Below are 22,356 nucleotides of genomic sequence, written 5' to 3'. Positions count from 1 at the left end.
GTGCGCGAAACCCGCCAGGTCCGGCGCGTTCGGCACACCGGTCCGGGTGGGACCGGCCGCCAGGGTCAGCCGCGGGCGCAGGAGGCGCCGACGGCCCGGTCGGCGGACGACCATCCGAGCGACTCGCCCTCGGGCCAGAAGTCGCCGGTGCGGGGATCCTGCACGTAGGGCAGGGGTGGGGGGCCGCCGCCGGCGATCTCGGCCACCGCCGAGAGCAGGCGGTCGATGTCGGCCGCCGTCGTGTTGATCCCGGCGCTGGCCCGCACCGCCCCGGGAACGTTGCGGCGGTCGTGGCGCAGCACGGCGTCCCGGTACTCGGCCGTCTCGGCGGCCGTCAGCCCCAGCAGGCGCAGCAGGTACGGGTGGGCGCAGAAGCAGCCGTGGCGTACACCGATGCCGTACTCGGCGCTGAGCCGGGCCGCCACCAGGGCGTGGTGGGCCCCCTCGACGGTGAACGTGGCCAGCGGCAGGGTGGGCACGTCCAGGCCGGGCCCGAGCAGGCGAACGCCGTCGATGGCCGCCAGCCCGGCCCGTAGCCGCCGGGCCAGCCGGTCGTCGTGCGCCACCACTGCGTCCCAGCCGAACCGGCCCATCTCGTCTATGGCGGCGTGCAGGGCCACGGCCCCGATCACGTTGGGCGAACCGGCCTCCTCCCGCTCGGGGGGGTCGGTCCAGGCCACCTCGTCGAGGTCGACGAGGTCGACCGCGCCCCCACCGGCCAGGAACGGGTCCCCTTCGGTGAACGCGTCCCGCGGCCCGGCCAGCACCCCCGCCCCGAAGGGGGCATACATCTTGTGGCCGCTCCAGGCCACGAAGTCGGCCGACGCCGGCAAGGGCCGGTGGGGGGCCAGCTGGGCGCCGTCGACCAGCACGGGCACACCGCGCTCGTGGGCCAGGGCCACGATCTCGTCCACGGGCGGAGCCCAGCCGGTCACGTTGGACGCGCCGGTGACCGCCACCAGCCGGGGGCGGGGGCCGCCATCGATGGCCTCGGCCACGGCCCCGGCCTCGAACGTGCCGTCGGGCCCGCATTCGACGAACCGCCGCTGGCACAGCCGGGCCCAGGGCAGCAGGTTGGCGTGGTGCTCGACGACCGTCGTCACCACCACGTCGTCGGGAGCCAGCCTCAACCGGTAGGCCAGATGGTTGACCGCCTCGGTCGTGTTCCGGCAGATGATGGCTATGTGGTCGCCCGTGCCCTCGCCGGTCCCGCCGTGGCCGCGGCCCGCGAAGGCCAGTGCCGCCCGGCGGGCGGCCTCGTAGGCGTCGGTGGCCCGCCTCGACTTGAAGCCGGCCCCCCGGTGGACACTGGAGTACCAGGGGAGGAACTCGGCCACCCGGTCGGCCACCGCCACCAGGGCATTGGTGGACGCCGCCGCGTCGAGGTTGAGGTAGCGGCGGGACTGTCCGTCCACGCACGGGACCTCGAGGCCGTCGCCCACCAGTTCGGTGGCCCCCACGAGGCTGGTGCCTTCCGCGGTCGGCGCTCCGCGCCGAGGCGGCCGACCTGGCCCTGACCAGCGGCTTGGCACATCGGCTTCACCGCCGGCAGGGCGGTCGGCGGCCGAGGAAGGGTCTAGGCACCCGTCTCCTGGCGTACCCCCCACGGCGTTCTCTGGCACCCGCCGAGGTTACCCAGCGCCTCGTCAGCTCAGGTCTGCCCCTCCCGTCCTCGTCGGTGGACTGGCCGCGAACCGTAAGGTGGCAGGCGCCGGGGCGGGCCGGACGCCCGGGCGGCGGCGGCTACGATCGGCCATCGTGCTGCTCGCCGGCCCCCCGACGGCGGCCCTGGGAGGCGGGCCTTCGCCCATGCGCCACGGGTTGCCTGTCCCCGCCGCTCCGCCCGCCGGGCGATAGACGCGGCCGTGGTCCTCCTCCTCGCGCTCCACGCCGCCATCGCCGTGGTCGCCCCGGCCGCCGGGGCCCGGCTCGGGCGGAAGGTCTTCTGGCTGTGCGCCATCGCCCCGGCGGCCACGTTCGCCTGGGTGATGGCCCAGTGGTCGGGCGTCGTCGCCGGCACCGCCGTCGACCAGCCGCTCTCGTGGGTCCCCGGCCTGGGGCTGTCGCTCGACCTGCGCTTGGACGGGTTCTCCCTGCTCATGGCCGGCCTGATCTCGGGAGTCGGCGTGCTCGTGATGGTGTACAGCCGGTACTACTTCTCCGAGCGGCCCGGCCTGGGGCGGTTCGCGGGCACGCTGACGGCCTTCGCCGGGGCCATGCTCGGGATCGTCCTGTCCGACAACCTGCTGGCCATCTACGTCTTCTGGGAGCTCACCTCGGTGACCTCCTACCTGCTGATCGGCTTCGAGGACAGCAAGCCGTCGGCCCGGGCGGCCGCCCTCCACGCCATGCTGGTCACCGGGGCGGGCGGGCTGGCCATGCTCGGGGGCTTCGTGGTGCTCGGCCAGGCGGCCGGCACCTACTCCTTGTCGGCCATCCTGGCCGACCCCCCGTCGGGCACGGCCGTGAGCTGGGGCCTGGCCATGATCCTGCTGGGGGCGTTCACCAAGTCGGCCCAGGCCCCGTTCCACCCCTGGCTGCCCGGCGCCATGGCCGCCCCGACCCCCGTGAGCGCCTACCTGCACTCGGCCACCATGGTCAAGGCGGGCGTGTACCTGATCGCCCGGCTGGCCCCCGCTTTCGCGGCCGGCGTCGGCTACTGGCGGCCGGTGGTCATCTCGGTGGGGCTCACGACCATGCTCGTCGGGGGCTACCGCGCCCTGCGCCAACACGACATCAAGCTGGTGCTGGCCTACGGCACGATCAGCCAGCTGGGGTTCCTGGTCGTGCTGGTGGGTGCCGGCTACCCCGAGCTGTCGTTCGCGGGCGGCGCCCTCCTGCTGGCCCACAGCCTCTTCAAAGCCGCCCTGTTCCTGGTCGTGGGGATCGTCGACCACCAGGCCCACACCCGCGACCTGCGGGAGCTGTCGGGCCTCGGCCGGCGCATGCCCGCAACGTTCGCGGTAGCCGCCGTGGGCGCGGCGTCGATGGCCGGCCTACCGCCTCTGCTGGGGTTCGTCACCAAGGAGGCGGCTTACGAGGCCCTCGTCCACGGTCACGGCCTGGGCGGCCTGCTGACCCTGATAGGAGTCGTGGCCGGGTCGGTCCTGACGTTCGCCTACGGGGCCCGCTTCTTGTGGGGGACCTTCGCCGACAAGCCACCGTCGGGCCGGCCTCGGATCGGGCCCGAGGTGCCCCTGCCCAAGTGGCAGTTCCTGGCGCCCGCCGCCCTGCTGGCCGGCCTGACGGTGCTCTTCGGGTTCGCCCCCGTCCTGGTGACCGGGCTGGCCGAGGCCGTGGCCGCGTCACTGCTGGCCGAGGTCGACGTGCACCTCGTGCTGTGGCACGGGTTCACGCCCGCCCTGGCCCTCTCGGGGGTCACCATCGCCCTCGGCGTGGCCCTGTTCCTCGCCCGCGAGAGGGTCGAGAGGGCCCAGGACCACCTACCAGCCGTGCCCACCGCCCAGGGGGCCTACGAAGGCTCGGTCCGCAACCTGGTGCTCGGGGCCACCCGCCTCACCGGCGTGGTCCAGAACGGTTCCTTGCCCACCTACCTGGCCATCATCCTGCTGACCATGGTCGCCCTGCCGGCCGTGGCCCTGGCCCGGGGGGCCTCGCTCCCCGACGGGCTCACCTTCGCGGAGTCGCCCCTCCAGGTGGCGGTCGCCGCCCTTGTCCTGGTGGCCGCGGCCGGGGCGGCCACGGCCCGGGGCCGCTTCGCGGCCGTGCTCTTCCTGGGCGGGGTGGGCTACGGCGTGGCCGTCCTCTTCCTCATCCAGGGGGCCCCCGACCTGGCCCTCACCCAGTTGCTCATCGAGACCCTCGCCCTGGTCATCTTCGTGCTCGTCCTGCGCCACCTGCCCGACCGCTTCGATCCCAAGCCCTGGCGGCTGCGGGAGCGGGGGCGCATCGTGCTCTCGGCCGGCGTGGGGGTGTTCGTGGCCTTCTTCGTGATGGTGGCCGCCGGGTCGCGCACGGCCCCCCCGGTGTCTGAGGAGTACCTGGCCCGGGCCCTGCCCGAGGGCGGCGGGCGCAACGTGGTCAACGTCATCCTCGTCGACTTCCGGGGCATGGACACCATGGGCGAGATCACCGTGCTGGTCGTGGCCGCCCTGGGCATAGCCAGCCTGGTCATGGCCGGCCGGCAACGGGAGGAGGCCCCGTGACCGCCCGCCCCGGCAAGGTCGGGCCCCACCACGTCGGGCCCGGCGAGGAGGAGCCGTCGCTCATCCTGGCCACCTGCGTGGGGGCCATCTTCCACACCGCCCTGCTGTTCTCGCTGTTCCTGCTGTTCGCGGGCCACAACGCCCCTGGGGGTGGGTTCGTGGGCGGCCTGGTGGCGGGCGCCGCCTTCGTGCTGCGTTACGTGGAGGGTGGCACGGACGACCTCGGTCGGCTGATGCCCGTGTCGGCCACCGCCCTGCTGGGCGCCGGCCTGACCATGGCCGTCGGGACCGGCCTGGCCGCTCTGGTCGTGGGCGGGCAGTTCCTCGAGAGCGGCAAGGTCACCCTCGACGTGCCGCTGCTGGGCGAGGTCAAGGCCACCTCCGCCCTGCCCTTCGACATCGGCGTCTACCTGGTCGTGGTGGGCCTCGTCCTCGGCATCCTCACCACCCTGGGCGCCGAGAAGGGCGAGCGGGCATGATCGTCGTGCTCGCCCTGGTCGTGGGGACGCTCTACGCCGTGGGCACCTACCTGCTCCTGCAGCGCAACCTGACCCAGATCGTCATCGGGCTGGCCATGATGGGCCACGGCGCCAACCTCGTGCTGCTCATGGCCGGGGGCCGGGCCGGGCGGGCGCCCATCTCGGGAGGCGAGACGGCTGGCTTCGCCGACCCCCTCCCCCAGGCCCTCGCCCTGACGGCCATCGTCATCGCTTTCGGCGTGAGCGCCTTCTTGCTGACGCTGGCCTACCGGAGCTGGCTGCTCCGCCATGACGACGAGGTCGAGGACGACCTGGAGGACCGGCGCATCGCCCGCAGCCGGCCCGACCCGGAGGACGTGCGGTGAGGTCCCTCGTGACCCTGCCCGTGGCCCTGCCCCTGCTGGCGGCCGCTCTGTCGATGGTCCTGCACCGCCGGCCCCAGGCCCAGCGGGCGCTGAGCGTTTCGGTCCTGGTGGCCTGCCTGGCCCTGACCGTCGCCGTCCTGGTCCAGGTCAACGACCAGGGCCCCGTCGCCATCCAGGTGGGGGCGTGGCCCGCGCCCATCGGCATCTCGTTGGTCGCCGACATGTTCGCCGCCCTGATGCTGGTCGTCTCCGCCCTGGTGGTGCTGGCCGTGCTGGTGTACTCCATCGGCAGCCCCCGCACAGCCGACGACCGGCTCTTCTTCCACCCCGTCTACCTGATCCTGGCCGCCGGGGTGTCGGCCTCGTTCCTGGCCGGCGACCTGTTCAACCTGTTCGTCGCCTTCGAGGTCATGCTCAGCGCCAGCTATGTCCTGATCACCCTGGGCGGGGGGCGCGACCAGGTGCGTACGGGCATGACCTACGTGGTCATCAGCCTGGTGGCGTCGACGTTCTTCGTGACGGCCGTGGGCCTCATCTACGCGGCCACCGGGACGGTCAACATGGCCGACCTGGCCGGCCGCATCGGCGAGCTGCCCCAGCCCGTGCGCCACGGCCTGGGCCTGCTCCTGCTGGTGGTGTTCGGGGTGAAGGCTGCCATCTTCCCGCTGTTCTTCTGGCTGCCGGACTCCTACCCGACGGCCCCGACGCCCGTCACCGCCATCTTCGCCGGCCTGCTGACCAAGGTCGGGGTGTACGCCATCATCCGCACCCAGACCCTCATGTTCCCGACCGACGGCGGGCCATCGACGGTGCTGCTCGTGCTGGCCGGGCTGACCATGGTGGTGGGCGTGCTCGGCGCCATCGCCCAGAACGACATCAAGCGGCTCCTGAGCTTCCACATCGTGAGCCAGATCGGCTACATGATCATGGGGGTCGGGCTGTTCTCGGTGGCCGGGCTGGCCGGCTCGATCCTGTTCATGGTCCACCAGATCATCGTCAAGACCACGATGTTCCTGGTCGGGGGCCTGATCGAGAACGCCACCGGCACCGGCGCGCTCAGCCGCCTGGGAGGACTCCTCCATCGAACGCCACTGCTGGCCGTCCTGTTCATGGTGCCCGCCCTGAGCCTGGCCGGGGTACCCCCGTCGTCGGGTTTCGTGGGCAAGCTGGCCCTCGTCAACGCCGGCGTCGAGATCGAGCGCTACGGGATCGTGGCCGTGAGCCTGGCTGTCAGCCTGCTGACCCTGTTCTCCATGACCAAGATCTGGGCGGCCGCCTTCTGGGGCCAGCCTGGCGAGGGGGGGCCGGGCGCGGGCGGGCCGGGGGCGGCCGGGACGGGTACCGTGCTCGGCTCCGGGGCGGGTGGGACGGCCACCGTGGCGGCTGCCGGGCGCATCTCGTTGCCCCCGATGATGACAGTACCCACGGTGGTGCTGATCGTGGCCAGCCTGGCCGTGGCCGTGGCCGGTGCGCCCCTTTACGACATGGCGGTCGACGCGGCCACCGTGCTGGCCGACCCCGCACCGTACATCGAGGCGGTACTGGGCCGGTGAGCCCCCGGCGCCAGGGGCCGCTCCCCTTCACGCTGCCGCTGATGATCGGCTGGCTGGCCCTGGTGTGGGTCGCCCTGTGGGAGTCGTTCAGCGTCGCCAACGTGGCCGGCGGCGTGCTGGTGGGCTGGGTACTGGTGACGCTCTTCCCTCGGGCCGAGCGGGGCGCCCCCGGGGCGTTCCGCCCGGTGGCCGTGGCCCGCTTCGTCGTGTACTTCGCCTGGAAGCTGTTGGAGGCCAGCGCCATCGTCCTGTGGGAGGTGGTCACGCCCAGCAACCGGATCAACGAAGGCGTGGTCGCCATCCCCATCAAGGGGGTGTCGGACACCCTCACCACCCTGGTGGCCAACGCCATCTCGCTCACACCCGGCACCCTGACCATCGAGGTCCACCACGACCCCACCGTTCTCTACGTCCACGTCCTCCACCTCAATGACATCGAAGCCGTCCGCCGTGAGGTGCAGTACCTCGAGGTCCTGGCCATCCGGGCGTTCGGCACCAAGCGCGCCGTCGCCGCGGCCGAGGGCCTGCTGGCGGCCGAGGGGCCCGGGCCGGGCCCGTCGGGCGCGGCGGGGCCGTCGACAGCATCGGGACCGTCGGACCAGAAAGGGCAGCCATGACAACTGTCACGACCGTGGCCTTCGCCATCTTGGCGGTCGCCGTCTTCTTGTGCCTGGCCCGCCTCGTGCGGGGCCCGTCGCTGGCCGACCGCATCGTGGCCCTCGACACCGTCCTGGTCCTGATCGTCAGCGGGATCGCCGTAGGGGCGGCCCGCACCGGGTCGGGCGTCTTCCTCGACGTGCTCGTGGTGACCGCTCTGCTCGGGTTCGTGGGCACGGTCAACGTGGCCCGGTTCATCGAGCGGAGAGGAGCCTGATGCCCGAAGCCATCGCCTCCGCCCTGATCCTCGCCGGCGTCACCCTGGGCCTCACCGCCGGGCTCGGGCTCCAGCAGTTCCCCGACGTGTTCGCCCGCATGCACGCGGCCACCAAGCCGGCCACGCTCGGTCTCGTGCTCGTGCTGGCGGGCGCGGCCATCGTCATCGACAACCGGGGTGACGTGGCCAAGCTGCTCCTGGTGATCGTGCTCCAGTTCGTCACGGCCCCCGTGGGGGCCCACATGGTGGGCCGGGCCGCCTACCGGGCGGGCACCGAACTGAGCCCGCTTACCTCCGTCGACGAGCTGGCCGAGCACCATCGCCGGGGGGAGGGCCGGCCCCGAACCTGACCTCCGCCGTCAGGGATGGCCCTTGCGGGCGGCCGACAACTCGACGGCCCGGGCGATGTCGGTGGGAGACACGATCCCGACGAGCCGGCCGTCGTCGATGACCAGGGCCCGGCCGTCGGCGCAACCCGAGAGCTGGCCGGCGAGGTCGAGCAGCATGGCATCGGAGCGCACGATGGGGACCTCGGCCAGAGGGCAGGCCACGTCGAGCACCCGGACCGCCCCCCGCTGGTCGCGGGGGACGCCCTTGAGGCGGTTGATGGTCACGAGGCCGTCCAGCTCGCCGTCGAAGCGCTCCACGGGGAACGACGAGAAGCGGTGCCGCAGGGCGTAGTCCTCCAAGAAGGCGTCCACCGTGACCCAGCCGGGGGCCACCACCGGGCCCGGCGTCATCACGTCGGCTACCCGTACCCCGTCGAGGTGCGACCGGGTCTCGGCCACCATCTGCTCGGACCGGGCGGCCATGAGCAGGAACCAGCCCAGGAACACGAACCACAGTCCTCCCACGCCGTCGCCCGCCGACACGCCCAGCAGGCCGGCCGCGATCAGCAAGTAACCGAGGCCCCGGCCGGCGCGGGCCGCACTGACAGCCGCCCCCAGCCGGTCACCCCGGCGCTTCCAGAGCAGGGCTGACAGCAGCCTCCCCCCGTCGAGGGGGGCAGCCGGGAGCAGGTTGAACACGGCCAGCACGACGTTGATGCGGGCCAGCCAGCCGGCCGTACCAGCCACCAGAGCAGGCGCTCCCGCCAGGTCGAGCACCAGGGCCAGCACCGCGAACCCGGCGGCCGCGGCCAGGCTGATGGCCGGTCCCACGGCCGCCACCCACGCCGCCCCCGCCGGGGTAGCCGACTCGCCCTTCATCTTCGTGACGCCGCCGAAGAGCCACAGGGTGATGCCGTCGACCTCGATCCCCTGGCGCCGGGCGACCAGGGCGTGGCCCAGTTCGTGGGCCAGCAGCGCGCCGTAGAACGCCAAGGCGGTGAGGATGCCCGCCACCCAGTAGGCCCCGTCGGCGTAGCCCGGGTAGTCGCGCGGCAGGCGGCCCGAGGCCAGCCCCCAGGCGATCAGCCAGAAGACCACGAGAAGGCTCCAGTTGGCCCCGACGCGGACCCCGCCGATCCTGCCGATCCGCACGCTCTCTTCCACAGCGCTCCCCTCCCGATGGGCGGAACTCTGGGTAGATCATCCCCCGCAACGTGCGACAACACGGCGCGGGACGGGTTGCGGTTCGGTGACATGGCGCCCCGGCAGGGCGCGCGTTGGCGACCGGGGCCGGCCAGGGCATCATGGTGGCGTGGCCGCCCAGCTCCTGATAGTCGAGGACGACGAGAGGATCCGCGATTCCCTGCGCCTCGCCCTCGAGGACGAGGAGTACTCGGTGACCGTGGCCGAGAGCACCGAGGAGGCCCTGGGTCTGTTCGCCGAGCGGCCCGCCGAGCTGGTGTTGATCGACGTGATGCTGCCGGGCCTCGACGGGTTCGATCTCTGCCGCACCCTGCGGAGCACGAGCAACGTCCCGATCATCATGGTCACCGCCCGGGCCGACAGCCACGACGTGGTGGCCGGCCTCGAGGCCGGGGCCGACGACTACGTCACCAAGCCCTACGTGGTCAAGGAGCTGTCGGCCCGTATCCGCTCGCTCCTGCGCCGCGTGCGCTCCGGCGAAGCCCCGGCCGAAGTCCTCCGGTTCGGCACCCTGGAGGTCCAACCCGACACCGGGGTCGTCCGGCTGGGGGGCGACGAGGTGGTGCTCACCAAGACCGAGTTCAGGCTGCTGTGCGAGCTGGCCACCAACGGCGGGCGCCTCCTCACCCGCGAGGCCCTCCTCGACCGCATCTGGGGCTACGACTACTTCGGCGACGGCCGCCTGGTCGACGTCCACATCCGCCGCTTGCGGCGCAAGATCGAAGAAGACCCGGCCCGGCCCCGCCACCTTGTCACGGTCCGGGGCCTCGGTTACAAGCTCCAGCCCTGACCCGCGGGACGTGACCGCCCCGAACGCCGCCACGGCCCCGCCCGACCGGGGGAGCCGTCGCCGCCTGGGCCTGCGCCGGCGGGTCGTCGCCGGTTTCGCGGGAGGCGCCCTGCTGCTCAGCGCGTCGCTGGCGGTCATCACCTACCAGTTCGCCCGCACCTACCTTCTCGACCAGCGCGAGGCCTCGGTGCTGGGGCGCAGCCAGGCGGCGGCGGGGCTGGTGGCCACGGAGCTGTACGCCGCCGCGCCCGACATCCCCCGCCTCCTGTCGGCCCTGGTGGTGCCGGCTGGTTCCCACCCGGTCGTGCTCCACGAGAACCGGTGGTTCGCGTCCACCCTCCAGGTCGGTCGGGACGACATCCCCGCCGACGTGCGGGAGCGGGCGGCCGCCGGGGACGCCGTACTCCGCCTGTTCAGGCTCCGGGACGAACCTCACCTGGCCGTCGGCCTTCCCCTGGCGGGTGAGGCCGGGGCCTACTTCGAGGTGGCCTCCCTCGATGATCTCGACCGTACTCTCCGGGTCCTGCGCAACGCCCTGGGAGCAGCCGCGTTGATCACCACCCTCGGAGGGGTGGGCGTCGGCGTTTGGGCCGGCGGGCGCCTTCTCCGGCCCCTGACCGAAGCGGCCCAGGCGGCCGCCGCCGTCGGGGCCGGGTCCCTCGACGTCCGGCTGCGGTCGACGGGAGACGCCGACCTCGACACCCTGTCGGACGCTTTCAACGCCATGACCGCCGCCCTCGGCGAGCGCATCGAGCGCGACGCCCGCTTCGCCTCGGCCGTCAGCCATGAGCTGCGTTCCCCGCTGACCACACTGTCGACATCGGTCCAGTTGCTGGAGGCCCGGCGCGACGACCTGCCCGAGCGCGCCCGGCGGGCACTCGACCTGCTGGCCGGCGACGTCCGCCGCTTCCAGAGGCTGGTCGAGGACCTGCTGGAGATGTCCCGCATCCGTGCGGGGGCGGCCGAGGTCACCCTCGAGGTCGTCCGCCCCGACGAACTCGTGGCCCACGCCCTACGCTCGGCCCAGGCCGCCGGGGTGCCCGTGCACGTCGAGCCCGCGGCCGGCGACCTCCTCGTACGGGTCGACAAGCGGCGCCTGGAGCGGGTGATCGTCAACCTGGTCGAGAACGCCCAGACCCACGGTGGTGGGGTGGTCAGGATGTCCATCGAGGCCCGGCCGGGAGGTGTGCTGCTGGCCGTGGAGGATGCCGGGCCGGGGGTTGGCCCCGAGGACCGCGACCGCATATTCGAGCCCTTCGTCCGGGGCCGGGCCGCCGGCCGGCGGGGCAACGCCGAAGGCACGGGCCTGGGCCTCTCCTTGGTCGCCGAGCACGTTCGGCTCCACGAGGGCCGGGTGTACGCCGCTGAACGGCCCGGGGGCGGCGCCCGGTTCGTCGTCGAGCTGCCCGAGGCCGAGCGATGACGGCCTCCCGGGCCGGGGCCCTGTCCCAGCCGCGGAGCGGGCCGCGCCGGCGGCCCGCCTCCCCGGTGGGGGCTCTGGTCAGCTCTCCGGTCGCCGGGGTGGTCGCCGGTCTGGTCGCCTGGGCGCTGGTGGCGTGCGGTGTGCCGGTCGACGACCGGGCCCGCACGGTGGCCCCCGCCGACCTCGGGACGCCGGCCACCGTGCCGTCCGACGCCCCGCCCGTGGCCCGGGGACCGGGCCGGGGTACCGCCCAGGTCTACTTCGTACGTGGATCCCGCCTGGAGCCCGTCGACCGCGAGGTCGCCCTCCCCCTGGCCGACGGGGCCATCGAAGCCCTCCTGGCCCGACCGACGGCGGCCGAGCGCGACCAGGGCCTGCGAACGGCGGTCACGGGCACGGCCCGGCTGGCCGGGACGCTGGCCGCCGGGGTCCCCCTGGTGGAGGTGGACGAGGCCTTCGTGCAGGTCGAGGGTGAAGAGCAGGTCCTGGCCCTCGCCCAGATCGTCTACACCCTCACAGGCCTTCCCGGCGTGAGCGGGGTGGCGTTCGCCCTCGACGGCCGGACGGTCGAGGTGCCCACCGGCGATGGCGCCCTCCGCCCGGGGCCGCTGCGCCGCTTCGACTACGTAGCCGTCAGCCCGGCGCGGTGACCGCCGCGGTCACGCCATCGGGCCTGCCGGCCGCGCCTAACCTCGGGGGCACGCCAGGGCAGCCACAGGGAGGACGACCACCATGACGGGCTCGACGGCCAGCACCGACCGGCCCGCCGGGGACCACCACGGCGAGGCGCCGGGCGAGCCCCTCCACGGTCAAGGTTCCCCGAGGGGGCACGCGCACCGGCACAGCCACTTCGACGAGATCGCCGGCCACTACGACGGCGCCATCCCCGCGCACGTGATGGGCCACTACCACCGCAAGCGGGTGGCCGCCGTCCGCCAGTGGGCACCGGTGGGCGGGCGGGTCCTCGACGTCGGGTGCGGCACCGGCGCCCTGCTCGAGAAGGTGGCCGCGGCCGGGTTCCGGGCTTACGGGGCTGAACCATCGGCGGGCATGCTCGACGTGCTGTCCGAGCGCCGGCCGGGGCTCCCGGCGGCCGTGGCCCAAGGGGCCCTGCCGTTCCCCGACCAGTGCTTCGACCTCGTGTACTGCGTGGCCGTGCTCCACCATGTGATCGACCCGGAGGCCGTACGCCTGACGCTGGCCGAGATGGTGAGGGTGACCCGCCCGGGGGGCCACGTGCTCATCTGGGACCACAACCCCCGCAACCCCTACTGGCCCTACCTGATGAAGCGTGTCCCCCAGGACTGTGGTGACGAGCGGCTCGTGCCCGAGGCGGAGATCGTCGGAGGGCTGGAGCGGGCCGGGGCCTGCGTCGTCTCCTCGGCTCAGCTCGGCCTGGTCCCCGACTTCGCCCCGAGGTCACTGCTGGGCGCCTTCGCAGGGGTCGAGAAGGTGGTCGAGCATCTGCCCGGCGTACGCCGCCTGTGCGCCCACAACGTGGTCGTGGCCCGCCGGGCCGGCGCCCGGCATTAGCCACCGCCCCACCCCGAAGAAGCCCCTCGGGGCCGCGAGCTGGTAACGATATGGGCGAATTGAGGCACTCGATGGGCCGGCGGGCAGAGCCGCCCGGCGGGAGGGAGGGGTCGTGTTCCGCTTCGCAGGTCTCGGTTTGGTGGGTTTCATCGCCTTGGCGGTGTGGGTCTATTGCATCCTCGACGTGATCTCGTCGGAGGAGGTGCTGATCAGGAACCTGCCCAAGATGACGTGGTTGCTGATCGTCTTGTTGTTCTCGACCATCGGTTCCATCGTCTGGTTGGCGGTGGGCCGGCCCCTCTACGCCGGGTGGCGGCCCGGCGGCACCGCCAGCGCGCCGGGCGCCGGCGGCCGTCGGCCCGCTCCGCCACCCCGGAGGCGGGCCCTCGGGCCCGAGGACCGAGAGGATTTCGTCCCCCGTACCCGCCCCGGCGACGAAGAGCGCCTCAGGGCGTGGGAGGCCGACCTCCGGCGCCGGGAGCAGGAGGTACGGCGGGACGACGGCGACGAGGGCCCGCCCCCAGCCTGATCCTGGTTCCCCCCCAAAGTGGCGGGTGCCCGAGCCCTTCCCGGGCGACCGACCGCCCCGTCTGGGGCTCGGTCCCACCTAGAGGTCAGGCAAGGGCCAGGTCGGCCGGTCGGCGGGTCGGCGCGCCGACCGCCAAGGGGATCGGTCCCTCGGCTTAGGGCGCAGCTCCGGGCCGCGGGGCCACGTCGTCGCGGCGGAGGAACAGCAGGGGGTTGTCCCGGGGTGGGAGCCACGTGCGGTAGGTGGTCGTGCTGACCTCGACGTAACCGGGCAGGGGCAGGGTCGACACCACGTACTGGGGGTCGGTCTGGGGGGCGAACAGGTTGAGCCACCAGACCCGCTCGGGGTCGGGCGGCGGTAGGTCGTCGAAGTCCCGGTGGAGGCGCTCGCCGTTCCACTGGGCGCCGGCGTCCATGAACCGGTCCTCCACGCCTGCCCGGTTGGCGGCCGCGGCCACCTCCCAGATCGTGCGCTGGAGGACGAGCAGGTCCCGCGCCCCGGCCACCGACACCACGGCCAGGACGGCGACCAGCCCCCATGCCGGCCAAGAGGGCACCCGCAGGCCGGCGGCGGCCCACACGGCCAGGCACAGGGCCAGTGGGAGCAGCGGTAACAGGTACCGGTCCATGGTGATCGTCATGATCCCGCCCGGGTTCTGGAAGTGGAGGGAGGCGGGCACCGCTCCCCCGGCCTGGGCCACCAGCATCACCAGCAACAAGCCGGCCCCGGGCCCTCCGGGGGCCTCGGGCCCGGCAAGCCGGCGCACCACCAGCGCGGCGCCTACCGCCGTGGCCATTACGACCACGGCCGTGAGCACCCACAGCCACAGGCCGCTCACGACCTCGGGGCGCCCGCCCTGGACGTCGGCCGGGCCCAGCCCCCACGAAGCCAGGTACTGAGGCACATAGGGCATGTACCGGCCGGTGACGGTCAAGGCCAGCGCACCGGTGGCCACCACCCCCAGCACCACGATCAGCCAGCGGCGCCCCCGGGGTGGCAGGCCACGGGCCAGGCGGGGCCCGGCCAGGGCCGCGGCGGCTGCCACGGGCAGGACGAAGAGCCCGGCGTAGAGCAGTTGGACGGCGGCCAGCTCGCCCAGGAACCGTGGCGTCTGGGCCCGCCAGATCAGCGACAGCTCGTCGCTGAACATGCGCTGGCCGCCGGGGACGCCGTGGGACAACGCCAACCACGCCCAGTAGAGGGCCGCGGTCAACGCCGGGACGGCGGCCACGGGGACGACCAGCGCCCGCCCGGCACGGCCCCACGACCGCCGGCTGAGCCACAGGTAGGCGAGCACCGCCAGCGGGATGAGCAGGCCCTGCTGGCGGACCAGGAAGGCGACGGCTGAGGCCGCCGAGCCGGCCACCACCCAGCCCACGCCCACGCCCACGCCCAGCAGGGTGGTGTCTTTCGCGTTCGGCGCTGCGCGCCGGGGCGGCCGACCTGCATCGGACCTGTACCTCTGCGATGTCGCCGAGCCGCGAACGGGGCGTTCGGCCGCCGGGGGAGGGCCTAGGCACCACCCTCCTAGCCCTCGTACGTAGAAGTAGGCCGCGATCGCCAGGAGGGCGGCGAACGTCGAGTCGGTCATGTAGCTGTTGGCCAGCACGTAGTTGAGCGGGTTGAACAACCACAAGGCGGCCCCGACCGCCGCCCAACTGCGTCCCGCCCCGAGGAGGCGGCACAGCAGGTAGACAGCTACCGCGCCCCCGGCCGCGGCCGTCGCGGTGGAGTACCGCAGGGCCACGAACGTCGGCTCCCACAACCATGCGAAGAGGGAGCCCCACACCACTTGGGCCACGAGGGTGACCACCGATGCGTCCTCGATGACGAGCCCACCGCCGTCGAGCAGCGTCCACACCGACCGGGCGTAGACCCAGTCGTCGCCGATAGGCACGTCGGCGCGCGGCAGCAGCACGACCGAAGCGGCGAAGGCGGCCACGACCACCGCCAGAGGGGCGGCCCGCGCGATGCGGTCCAGGGTCAGCCCGTGGGCGGGGCCACGGCCCGCCGGCCACCGACGACCGCCTCCGCCGCGGGGGCGCTGGCCCGGCCGTCGACGTGGGGCAGCAGCCCGTTGGCGTGGATCCTCACCACCCGCCAGGCGTCGCGGTCGATCCGGCGGTTGCCCGGGTGACCGTGGGTACGTCCGAGGCTCCGCAGGCGGAAGGCCACGATGAACCCGGCCATGCGTAGCCCCAGGCGTACGGCCTTGCCCAGGTCGCCGGTGACCGAGGAGACGCCCACCCTGGGCAGGTAGTTGACAGGCACCTCGACGACCCGGAGGTCGGCCGTGAGGCACAGGAGCATGAGCTCGGGACCGAAGTGCTCGCCGCCGACGGTGAAGCGGTGCCGGACCTGTTCGAGGGCCTCCCGCCTTAGCAGCCGGTATGTGCACCCGACGTCGCTCAGGTGGCTGGTGTCGAACAGCACCTCGATGAGCTTGGCCAGGCCCCAGTTGCCCCAGCGCATGAACCAGCCCATGTTGGCGCCGTGCCACAGCAGCTCGCGGGTCGTGCGGGTGCCCAGGACCACGTCGCAGTCGTCGCTGTAGACGAGCAGCTTGAAGATGTCACCGGGAAGGAACGTACCGTCGGGCTCGCACAGCACGACGATGTCGCCCGTGGCTTCGGCCAGGCCTCGGCGGGTGGCCCAGCCGTAGCCCTGGCGTCCCTCGTGGACCTGGCGGGCGCGAGTCACGGCCACCAGGTCGTGGGTGCCGGGCTCGGCGTTGTTGTTCACGACCACGACCTCGTCGACTACCCCGGTCGCGTAGAAGCCCTCGATCGTCTCGCGGATCGAGCCCTTCTCGGCGTAGGTCATCAGCACCACCGACACGGTGCTCGAGTGCCACATCAGGACGACCTCGTCGCCCTGGGACGCCGTGCCCCCACCCGTTCCGACGGCACGAGGAGGCGGTACACGGCGTGACAGTACCCAACGCACCGCGCTCTCCTTCAAGCCCGCGCCGCATGAGCCCAAACCGCGCCAATATCGCGCGTCTGTCGTCAGGTTGGCGGGACCTCGGGATCAGGCCGTCAGAAAGCGCGTGAGGCGCTCAAGGGCCTCCGGGTCCCTCTCGCTGCCGATCACCGGCGTGGTCGTGCTGTGGTCGTGCACCGGGCTGTTGGGGTCGGACGGGTCCGAGTCCGGGGGCGGGCCGAGGACCTCCATGGTCGGGCCCCCGTCGGTCCTCAGCACCTCGGCCCCGGCGATGAGCCCCGCCAGCCGGTCGGCTTCGTAGGGGTTGCCGTCTCGAGGTACGACTATGAGGGCTCGGGCCCGGGCCCGAGCGGCGTCGACCGCGGGGTCGACCGAGTACAAGTCGGCCAGGAAGGCAGCCTCCCCGGGAGGCAGGAGGGGTCGCAGTTCGGCGGGCATGGCGTCGAGGGCCGGAAGAGTTCTGGTGGCTACGAGCTCGGCCACGATCCTCCGCAGGGCGTCGGCCGACTCGGGGCCGTAGGCCGCCTGGAGCTCGGCCGCTTGGACGTCGACCAGCGACCGTCCGGGCACACCGATGAGGACGAGACGGCGGACCCGCTCGTCAGTCGCGGCCAGCCGCAGGGCGACCAACCCGCCTGGGCCGTAACCGACGACCGAGAACCCCCCATCACCGGTCTCGCGCCGGTCGGCCAGCAGGTCGAGGGCGGCGCGGGCGTCGGCCACCAGCGCGTCGAAGCTGCGTGTGGCACCGTCGTCGAGCCGGCTCTCGCCCGTGCCCCGGCCGTCGTAGCGGTAGGTGACCAGGCCGGCCGCCGCCAGGGTCTCGGCCAGCTCCCGCCCGATGTTGTCGGGGTCACCGGTCGGCCGTGTGACGCCGTTGCGGTCGCCCGGGCTGGTGCTGGGCACGAGCAGGACACCGGGAGCCCCTCCGTCGCCCGCCGAGGGCGGCACGTTGAGGGTGCCGAACAATCGCACCCGGTCGGCGCTCACCACTTGGACCGTGCGCTCTCCCGGACCGCTCTCGATGACGTCGAGGAGGGGGTCGTCGGTGGTCGCCCGCTGGCCCCCGTCTGCTCCGCAGGCCGTGGCGAGCAGGACCAGAGCGAGCACGGCGCCCGCCCACCGGATGGGCACTGTTGCTCTCATCCCCCCGACCGTAGCGGTCCGCGCCGGCCGGTGGCCGCTCGGCCATGATGGCGCCAATGTCCCCGACGAAGACGACCACGGCCCCTCCACCGAGCGGCCGGCCCTCGGGGGCGAGCGCCCATCCCCCCGCCAGCGGCCAGACCGTCGACCAGGACGCAGTCGACGCCGTGGCACGCGCCCTGGTGGCTGCGGGCCGCGTGGTGCCCGGGCTCACGGTCGACGAGGACGGGCGGGGGCGGTCGTGGTGGTGGCCCTTGCCGGCCGCCTCCCACCGCTCGCTGGTCGCCAGCGTGGCCGCCGGCTCCTCGGTGGCCGACCAGCGGCGGGCGGCCACCGGCCTGGCCGAGGCGGTCGACGCTATGGCCCGCGGCCGCCTGGTCGACGCCGGGGCCTCCCTGTCGCCCCGGAGGGGAGGAAGGCCGGCGGTGGCCGAGGCGTGGGCCCGCTCGCTGACCTCGGCCGACCCTTGGCTGCCGGCCACCCTTGACCCCGTCAAGGTGCGGGCGCTGGCCGAGGCGGTCGCCGGTTGGGCCCGCAGTGGTGCCGTGGTCGAGGGCCGGGCCCGGCTCTGCCTGCGGGTCCAGGAGCCGGCCCGGGGTGACCGCTGGTACGTAGAGATGCTGGCCCAGGACCGCGATGAGCCGAGCCTGGTCGTCCCCCTGGCCGACGTGTGGGGCGGCCGCTCACCCTTCGGGGTACCGGTGACCGAGGAGGTCCTCACCGCGCTGGGGCGCATGGCCCGCCTGGCCCCGGAGCTGGCGCCCGCCCTCGACGAGGGCGCGCCCGCGGGCGTGGCCCTCGACGGCCGGGGCGTCCTCACCCTGCTGGCCCACCGGGCCGGTGCCCTCGACGACGCCGGCATCGCCATGTTGCTGCCCTCATGGTGGGCCCACCGTCCCCGGCTGGGGCTCAAGGCCAAAGCCACCCGGTCGGGTACCTCTTCGCCCTCGGGCGGGGCCCCGGGGGGAGTCGGCATGGACGCCATCGTCGACTTCCGGTGGGAGGCGGCCCTGGGCACCCGGACGCTGACCAAGGCCGACCTGGCCACGCTGGCCCGGGCGGTGGAGGCCAAGCGCGAGCTCGTCCGGGTGCGGGGCCAGTGGGTCGAGGTGGACGCCGCCAAGGTGGCCAAGCTGCTGGAGGCGGCCGGCACCGCCGGCCAGGCGGCGGCCCACGACCTGCTGCGGGCGGGCATGGGGCTCGACGACCTGGGCCAGGACGGTGACCTCGAAGTGGTTGGCGTGGACGCCTCGGGGATCGGGTGGTTGGCCTCCGTGCTCGACGACGCCTTGCACGCCACGGTCGCTCCTCTGACCACGCCGCCGGGGTTCGAGGGGAGGCTGCGTCCGTACCAGGAGCGGGGGGCAGGGTGGCTGGCCTTCCTCGGACGGCTCGGCCTGGGGGCCTGCCTGGCCGACGACATGGGCCTGGGCAAGACGGCCCAGCTCATCGCCACCGTCCTGGCCGACCCTGCCCCCGGGCCGACGCTCGTGGTCTGCCCGGTGTCGGTGCTCGGCAACTGGGAGCGGGAGCTGGCCCGCTTCGGCCCCGCCCTGCGCGTCCACGTGCACCACGGGGCCGGCCGCCACAGTGGGCGCCGGTCGTTCGCCAAGGTGGTCGCGGGCCACGACGCCGTGCTGACCACCTACTCGCTGGTGGCGCGCGACGCCGCCCACCTCGGGGCCGTGGAGTGGGGCCGGCTGGTCCTCGACGAGGCCCAGCAGGTGAAGAACCCGGGTGCGGCCCAATCCCGAGCCGTGGCCCAGCTCAAGGCCTCACGCCGCATCGCCCTCACGGGCACACCCGTCGAGAACCGCCTCAGCGAGCTGTGGTCGATAATGAACGTGCTCAACCCCGGCCTGCTGGGCTCGGCCCGCGAGTTCCGCGACCGGTTCGCCCTGCCCATCGAGCGCGACGGAGACCCCGAGGCCACCGCCCTGCTGCGCCGGGTCACCGGGCCGTTCGTACTGCGGCGCCTCAAGACCGACCGCTCCATCATCACCGACCTGCCCGACAAGATCGAGACCGTCGACCACTGCCCCCTGACCCGGGAACAGGCCACCCTCTACCAGGCGGTCGTCGACGACCTGCTGGCCAGCGCCGACGAGGCCGAGGGCATGAACCGGCGGGGAATCGTGCTGGCCGGCCTGCTGCGCCTCAAGCAGGTGTGCAACCACCCGGCCCAGTTCCTGGCCGACGGGTCCCCCCTGCGGGGCCGTTCCGGCAAGCTCACGAGGGCCGAGGAGCTCCTCGAGGAGATCCTGGGGGAGGGCGACAAGGTGCTGTGCTTCACCCAGTTCGCGGCCTGGGGCGGGCTGCTGGCGCCTTACCTCGAGCGCCAGTTCGCCACCGAGGCGCTGTGGCTGCACGGCCGCGTCCGGCGGCCGGTGCGCGACGAGATGGTCCGGCGCTTCCAGTCCCCCGACGGCCCCAAGTTGTTGCTGATCTCGCTCAAGGCGGGGGGCACCGGGCTGAACCTGACGGCCGCCTCCCACGTCGTCCACCTCGATCGTTGGTGGAACCCGGCCGTGGAGGACCAGGCCACCGACCGGGCCTACCGGATCGGCCAGACCCGTACGGTCCAGGTCCACAAGCTGGTCACGGCCGGGACGGTCGAGGAGCGCATCGACGAGATGATCAACCGCAAGCGGGCACTGGCCGGCAAGGTCGTGGGGACGGGCGAGGAGTGGCTCACCGAACTGTCGACCGACGAACTGCGCGACCTGGTCGCCCTGCGCTCAGGCGGGGGCGCCTGATGGCCCCCCGCCGGTGGGACGACCCCTGGCAGCGCTACCCGGCGTCTGTCCCGTTGCCGGCCGAGGGCGGGCTGGCAACGTCGCGCCAGCGGGGCGCCATGGCGTCGACGTGGTGGTCCAAGCGCTTCGTCGAGGTCCTGGAGTCCTACGGGCTGGGAGCCCGGATGCAGCGGGGCCGGCGCTACGCCCGCTCCGGCCAGGTGCTCACGCTGGAGGTCAGGTCGGCCACCATCGCCGCCCAGGTCCAGGGTTCGCGCCGCACGCCCTACCTGGTCACCGTGTCGCTACCCGAGCCTGGTCCCCCGCAGTGGGACGCCATCGACTCCGCCATGCGGGCCAAGGTCGGGTTCGTGGCCCGCCTGCTGGCCGGGGAGGTCCCCACCGACCTGGAGGACGTGTTCGCCACGGCCGGCGTGGCCTTGTTCCCAGGCTCGTGGCAGCAGGTGCGGGCCGAGTGCAGCTGCCCCGACTGGGAGAACCCGTGCAAGCACATCGCGGCCGTCCTCTACGTGTTCGCCGACCAGCTCGACGCCGACCCGTGGCTCCTGCTGGCATGGCGGGGCCGGTCCCGAGAGCAGGTCCTCGGCCCGCTCGCCGGGCCCGGGGCGGGGGCCGCGGGGGCCGCGGGGGCCGCGGGGGCGGGCCCGGTCGACGAGGTGGCACCATGGTGGCCGTTCGCCGGCGGTGCGTTGCCGGCTCGTGGCGACCTCGTCCCCGCGGCCGGCGACGTGCGCCCCGCCGACCCCGATCACCCGGACGCGGTGCTCGACGGGCTGGAGCCCCTGGACGTGACGATCGGCGGCCGCCCCATCCGCGAAGTCCTGGGCCCCGCCTACGACGCCTTGATCATCGGAACAGCCAACAGTGAGACCCATGACAGTGAGGAACAATGAACCGCGGAGGTAGTTCTTGCTCGCTCGTGCGTCAGACCGGGGTGAAGTCCCGGCTGGCCACGAACGAAGGGCGCCGCCCGGGGGCCGAGAAGGGCTCGACGGCGGTGTTCTCCACGCTGTTGTAGACGATGAACAGGTTGGACCGGGGGTGGGGCGAGATGTTGCTCGACGACCCGTGCATGCAGTTGCAGTCGAAGATCGTCACGCCCCCGGCGCCGCCCGTGAAGGTCCGGATCCCCCCCGCCTGCTCGGTCAGCAGGCGCAGGCTGTGGTCGTCGGGGGTGCCGATCTCCTGGCTGCGCAAGGACTGGCGGTAGTGGTCGGCCGGGGTCTCGCCCACGCACGCCACGAACGTGCGGTGCGAGCCCGGGATGATCATCAGCGGGCCGTTGACCGGCAGGTTCTCGGTCAACGCCACCGAGAAGCTGACCGTGCGCATTGCCGGCAGGCCGTCCTCGGCGTGCCAGGTCTCGAAGTCCGAGTGCCAGTAGAAGCCCTCGCCCCCGAAGCCCGGCTTGTAGTTGACCCGGCTCTGGTGGACGTAGACGTCGCCCCCCAGGATCTGGCGGGCGGCATCGGCCAGGCGGGGGTCGGAGGCCACCTTGGCGAACAGCTCGCTGGCCCGGTGCACTTCGAAGACGGAGCGCACGACCTCGCCCGCGGGCTCGATCACCACCCGCCCCGAAGCCCTCAGGTCCGAGCGCACGGCCAGGGCCTCCATCTCGGCCCGCAGCTCGGCGACCTCGGCCGGGCCGAACAGGTCGGCCAGCTGGAGGAACCCGTCCCTCTCGAAGGCCCCGAGATCGTCAGGACCGAGCGGCCCGTCGTGCGGGGTGCCGTCGCCGGTGCGGTGGACGACCGGGCCCAGGCGGGGCAGCAAGGCGGGGCGGTCCGACTTCCTGGTCGGGTAGCGGTCGGCCGCCCGGGCCTCGGTCAGCAACGGGTAGACGCCCTCGTCGTCGTGCACCTCGCTCCCCACCAGTGGCGGCGTGAAGACACACAACATGCGTAGGTCGGTGGCGGCCCGCAACTCGTGTCGTTCATGGTTGTCGAGCACGTAGAGCAGGCCGGGCCTGACGTCCCACATCCGCCCGCTGGCCAGCTCGACCACCTCCCCCTCACCCGACAGGCAGTACACGGCCTCGACGTGGTGGCGGTACTCCATGGTCGTGACCGTCCCGGCGTGCAGGGTCGTGTCGTGGAGCGAGAAGTCGGTGCCGTCGCGCGCCAACAGCAGCCGGTGGCTGACGAACGTGGGGGCGTCGACGGCCCGCTCCGTCCCCCGGACCTCGTCCAGGTACCGGACGATCACCGTCCAGCCCCCCTCCAGACGCAAACCCGCGCGGGGGGCGGGGGGGGAACGGCCCCGCACCC

20 protein-coding genes and 1 pseudogene are annotated in these 22,356 nt (G+C 73.4%); 14 read left to right on the top strand and 7 right to left on the bottom strand.

Annotation, left to right across the window (positions count from 1 at the left end; all coding sequences use genetic code 11):
- Positions 1–65 precede the first annotated feature (65 nt).
- Positions 66–1,460: an aminotransferase class V-fold PLP-dependent enzyme gene (locus AB1673_00255; GenBank protein MEW6152407.1), complete on the bottom strand. Its 1,395-nt coding sequence runs from the start codon at positions 1,458–1,460 to the stop codon at positions 66–68.
- 405 nt (positions 1,461–1,865) lie between these two features.
- Between AB1673_00255 and mbhE the strand changes: the two genes are divergently transcribed.
- The 7 genes from mbhE to mnhG are packed head-to-tail and all read left to right on the top strand — an operon-like array spanning position 1,866 to position 7,787.
- The gene (gene mbhE, locus AB1673_00250) at positions 1,866–4,166 is read left to right on the top strand and encodes a hydrogen gas-evolving membrane-bound hydrogenase subunit E (GenBank protein MEW6152406.1); all 2,301 of its coding nucleotides are present in this window, start codon (positions 1,866–1,868) and stop codon (positions 4,164–4,166) included.
- On the top strand, positions 4,163–4,645 hold the full coding sequence (locus AB1673_00245) for an MnhB domain-containing protein (protein ID MEW6152405.1): 483 nt from the start codon (positions 4,163–4,165) through the stop codon (positions 4,643–4,645). The genes mbhE and AB1673_00245 overlap by 4 nt, the downstream gene beginning before the upstream one ends.
- On the top strand, positions 4,642–5,010 hold the full coding sequence (locus AB1673_00240) for an NADH-quinone oxidoreductase subunit K (GenBank protein ID MEW6152404.1): 369 nt from the start codon (positions 4,642–4,644) through the stop codon (positions 5,008–5,010). Before AB1673_00245 ends, AB1673_00240 begins: the two co-directional genes overlap by 4 nt.
- Positions 5,007–6,563, top strand: coding sequence for a Na+/H+ antiporter subunit D (locus AB1673_00235; protein MEW6152403.1), 1,557 nt, complete (start codon positions 5,007–5,009; stop codon positions 6,561–6,563). Before AB1673_00240 ends, AB1673_00235 begins: the two co-directional genes overlap by 4 nt.
- The gene (locus tag AB1673_00230) at positions 6,560–7,180 is read left to right on the top strand and encodes a Na+/H+ antiporter subunit E (protein MEW6152402.1); all 621 of its coding nucleotides are present in this window, start codon (positions 6,560–6,562) and stop codon (positions 7,178–7,180) included. The genes AB1673_00235 and AB1673_00230 overlap by 4 nt, the downstream gene beginning before the upstream one ends.
- Positions 7,177–7,437, top strand: coding sequence for a monovalent cation/H+ antiporter complex subunit F (locus tag AB1673_00225; GenBank protein MEW6152401.1), 261 nt, complete (start codon positions 7,177–7,179; stop codon positions 7,435–7,437). Before AB1673_00230 ends, AB1673_00225 begins: the two co-directional genes overlap by 4 nt.
- Positions 7,437–7,787, top strand: coding sequence for a monovalent cation/H(+) antiporter subunit G (gene mnhG / locus AB1673_00220; GenBank protein ID MEW6152400.1), 351 nt, complete (start codon positions 7,437–7,439; stop codon positions 7,785–7,787). The genes AB1673_00225 and mnhG overlap by 1 nt, the downstream gene beginning before the upstream one ends.
- A gap of 9 nt (positions 7,788–7,796) precedes the next feature.
- Here the strand turns inward: mnhG and AB1673_00215 are convergent, their stop codons facing one another.
- Positions 7,797–8,930, bottom strand: a complete 1,134-nt coding sequence (locus tag AB1673_00215) for a site-2 protease family protein (protein MEW6152399.1) — start codon at positions 8,928–8,930, stop codon at positions 7,797–7,799.
- Between the two features lie 148 nt (positions 8,931–9,078).
- On the opposite strand from AB1673_00215, the gene AB1673_00210 reads away from it, so the two are divergent.
- The 5 genes from AB1673_00210 to AB1673_00190 all read left to right on the top strand — a co-directional run bounded on the left by AB1673_00210 (position 9,079) and on the right by AB1673_00190 (position 13,244).
- Entirely contained in the window at positions 9,079–9,759 is a 681-nt protein-coding gene (locus AB1673_00210; protein ID MEW6152398.1) for a response regulator transcription factor, read from the top strand.
- 10 nt (positions 9,760–9,769) lie between these two features.
- Positions 9,770–11,182 (top strand): HAMP domain-containing sensor histidine kinase, encoded by a 1,413-nt coding sequence (locus AB1673_00205; protein ID MEW6152397.1) that lies wholly within the window; start codon positions 9,770–9,772, stop codon positions 11,180–11,182.
- Positions 11,179–11,832: a GerMN domain-containing protein gene (locus tag AB1673_00200; GenBank protein MEW6152396.1), complete on the top strand. Its 654-nt coding sequence runs from the start codon at positions 11,179–11,181 to the stop codon at positions 11,830–11,832. The genes AB1673_00205 and AB1673_00200 overlap by 4 nt, the downstream gene beginning before the upstream one ends.
- 82 nt (positions 11,833–11,914) lie before the next feature.
- On the top strand, positions 11,915–12,715 hold the full coding sequence (locus AB1673_00195) for a class I SAM-dependent methyltransferase (protein ID MEW6152395.1): 801 nt from the start codon (positions 11,915–11,917) through the stop codon (positions 12,713–12,715).
- A 112-nt stretch (positions 12,716–12,827) separates the two neighbouring features.
- Entirely contained in the window at positions 12,828–13,244 is a 417-nt protein-coding gene (locus AB1673_00190; protein ID MEW6152394.1) for a PLD nuclease N-terminal domain-containing protein, read from the top strand.
- Between the two features lie 154 nt (positions 13,245–13,398).
- On the opposite strand, the gene AB1673_00185 is transcribed toward AB1673_00190, so the two are convergent.
- From AB1673_00185 to AB1673_00175, 3 genes are all read right to left on the bottom strand, one after another.
- Complete coding sequence (locus AB1673_00185; protein MEW6152393.1) at positions 13,399–15,192, bottom strand: hypothetical protein; 1,794 nt, start codon at positions 15,190–15,192, stop codon at positions 13,399–13,401.
- Positions 15,193–15,227: 35 nt separating this feature from the next.
- On the bottom strand, positions 15,228–16,190 hold the full coding sequence (locus AB1673_00180) for a glycosyltransferase family 2 protein (GenBank protein ID MEW6152392.1): 963 nt from the start codon (positions 16,188–16,190) through the stop codon (positions 15,228–15,230).
- 84 nt (positions 16,191–16,274) lie between these two features.
- Entirely contained in the window at positions 16,275–17,333 is a 1,059-nt protein-coding gene (locus AB1673_00175; protein MEW6152391.1) for an alpha/beta hydrolase, read from the bottom strand.
- Between the two features lie 56 nt (positions 17,334–17,389).
- Between AB1673_00175 and AB1673_00170 the strand changes: the two genes are divergently transcribed.
- Together AB1673_00170 and AB1673_00165 are read left to right on the top strand one after the other, a co-directional pair.
- A complete protein-coding gene (locus AB1673_00170; protein MEW6152390.1) occupies positions 17,390–20,089 on the top strand; it encodes a DEAD/DEAH box helicase in 2,700 nt (899 codons plus the stop codon).
- A complete protein-coding gene (locus tag AB1673_00165) occupies positions 20,089–20,982 on the top strand; it encodes an SWIM zinc finger family protein (GenBank protein MEW6152389.1) in 894 nt (297 codons plus the stop codon). Before AB1673_00170 ends, AB1673_00165 begins: the two co-directional genes overlap by 1 nt.
- A gap of 31 nt (positions 20,983–21,013) precedes the next feature.
- On the opposite strand, the gene thpD is transcribed toward AB1673_00165, so the two are convergent.
- Together thpD and AB1673_00155 are read right to left on the bottom strand one after the other, a co-directional pair.
- Complete coding sequence (thpD, locus tag AB1673_00160) at positions 21,014–21,919, bottom strand: ectoine hydroxylase (GenBank protein MEW6152388.1); 906 nt, start codon at positions 21,917–21,919, stop codon at positions 21,014–21,016.
- Positions 21,920–21,970: 51 nt separating this feature from the next.
- Positions 21,971–22,294 (bottom strand): annotated as a pseudogene (locus AB1673_00155) (ectoine synthase).
- Positions 22,295–22,356 lie beyond the last annotated feature (62 nt).

This window comes from Actinomycetota bacterium, assembly GCA_040754375.1.
Taxonomy (GTDB): domain Bacteria; phylum Actinomycetota; class Acidimicrobiia; order Acidimicrobiales; family AC-14; genus JBFMCT01.
This window is presented reverse-complemented; position numbering and strand designations above follow the sequence as displayed.

Excerpts from the sequence above, each read along its gene's own strand:
- AB1673_00240 (MEW6152404.1), top strand. The coding sequence starts at position 4,642 with ATGATCGTCGTGCTCGCCCTGGTCGTGGGGACGCTCTACGCCGTGGGC.
- AB1673_00225 (MEW6152401.1), top strand. The coding sequence starts at position 7,177 with ATGACAACTGTCACGACCGTGGCCTTCGCCATCTTGGCGGTCGCCGTC.
- mnhG (MEW6152400.1), top strand. The coding sequence starts at position 7,437 with ATGCCCGAAGCCATCGCCTCCGCCCTGATCCTCGCCGGCGTCACCCTG.
- AB1673_00200 (MEW6152396.1), top strand. The coding sequence starts at position 11,179 with ATGACGGCCTCCCGGGCCGGGGCCCTGTCCCAGCCGCGGAGCGGGCCG.
- AB1673_00195 (MEW6152395.1), top strand. The coding sequence starts at position 11,915 with ATGACGGGCTCGACGGCCAGCACCGACCGGCCCGCCGGGGACCACCAC.
- AB1673_00175 (MEW6152391.1), bottom strand. The coding sequence starts at position 17,333 with ATGAGAGCAACAGTGCCCATCCGGTGGGCGGGCGCCGTGCTCGCTCTG.
- AB1673_00170 (MEW6152390.1), top strand. The coding sequence starts at position 17,390 with ATGTCCCCGACGAAGACGACCACGGCCCCTCCACCGAGCGGCCGGCCC.
- AB1673_00165 (MEW6152389.1), top strand. The coding sequence starts at position 20,089 with ATGGCCCCCCGCCGGTGGGACGACCCCTGGCAGCGCTACCCGGCGTCT.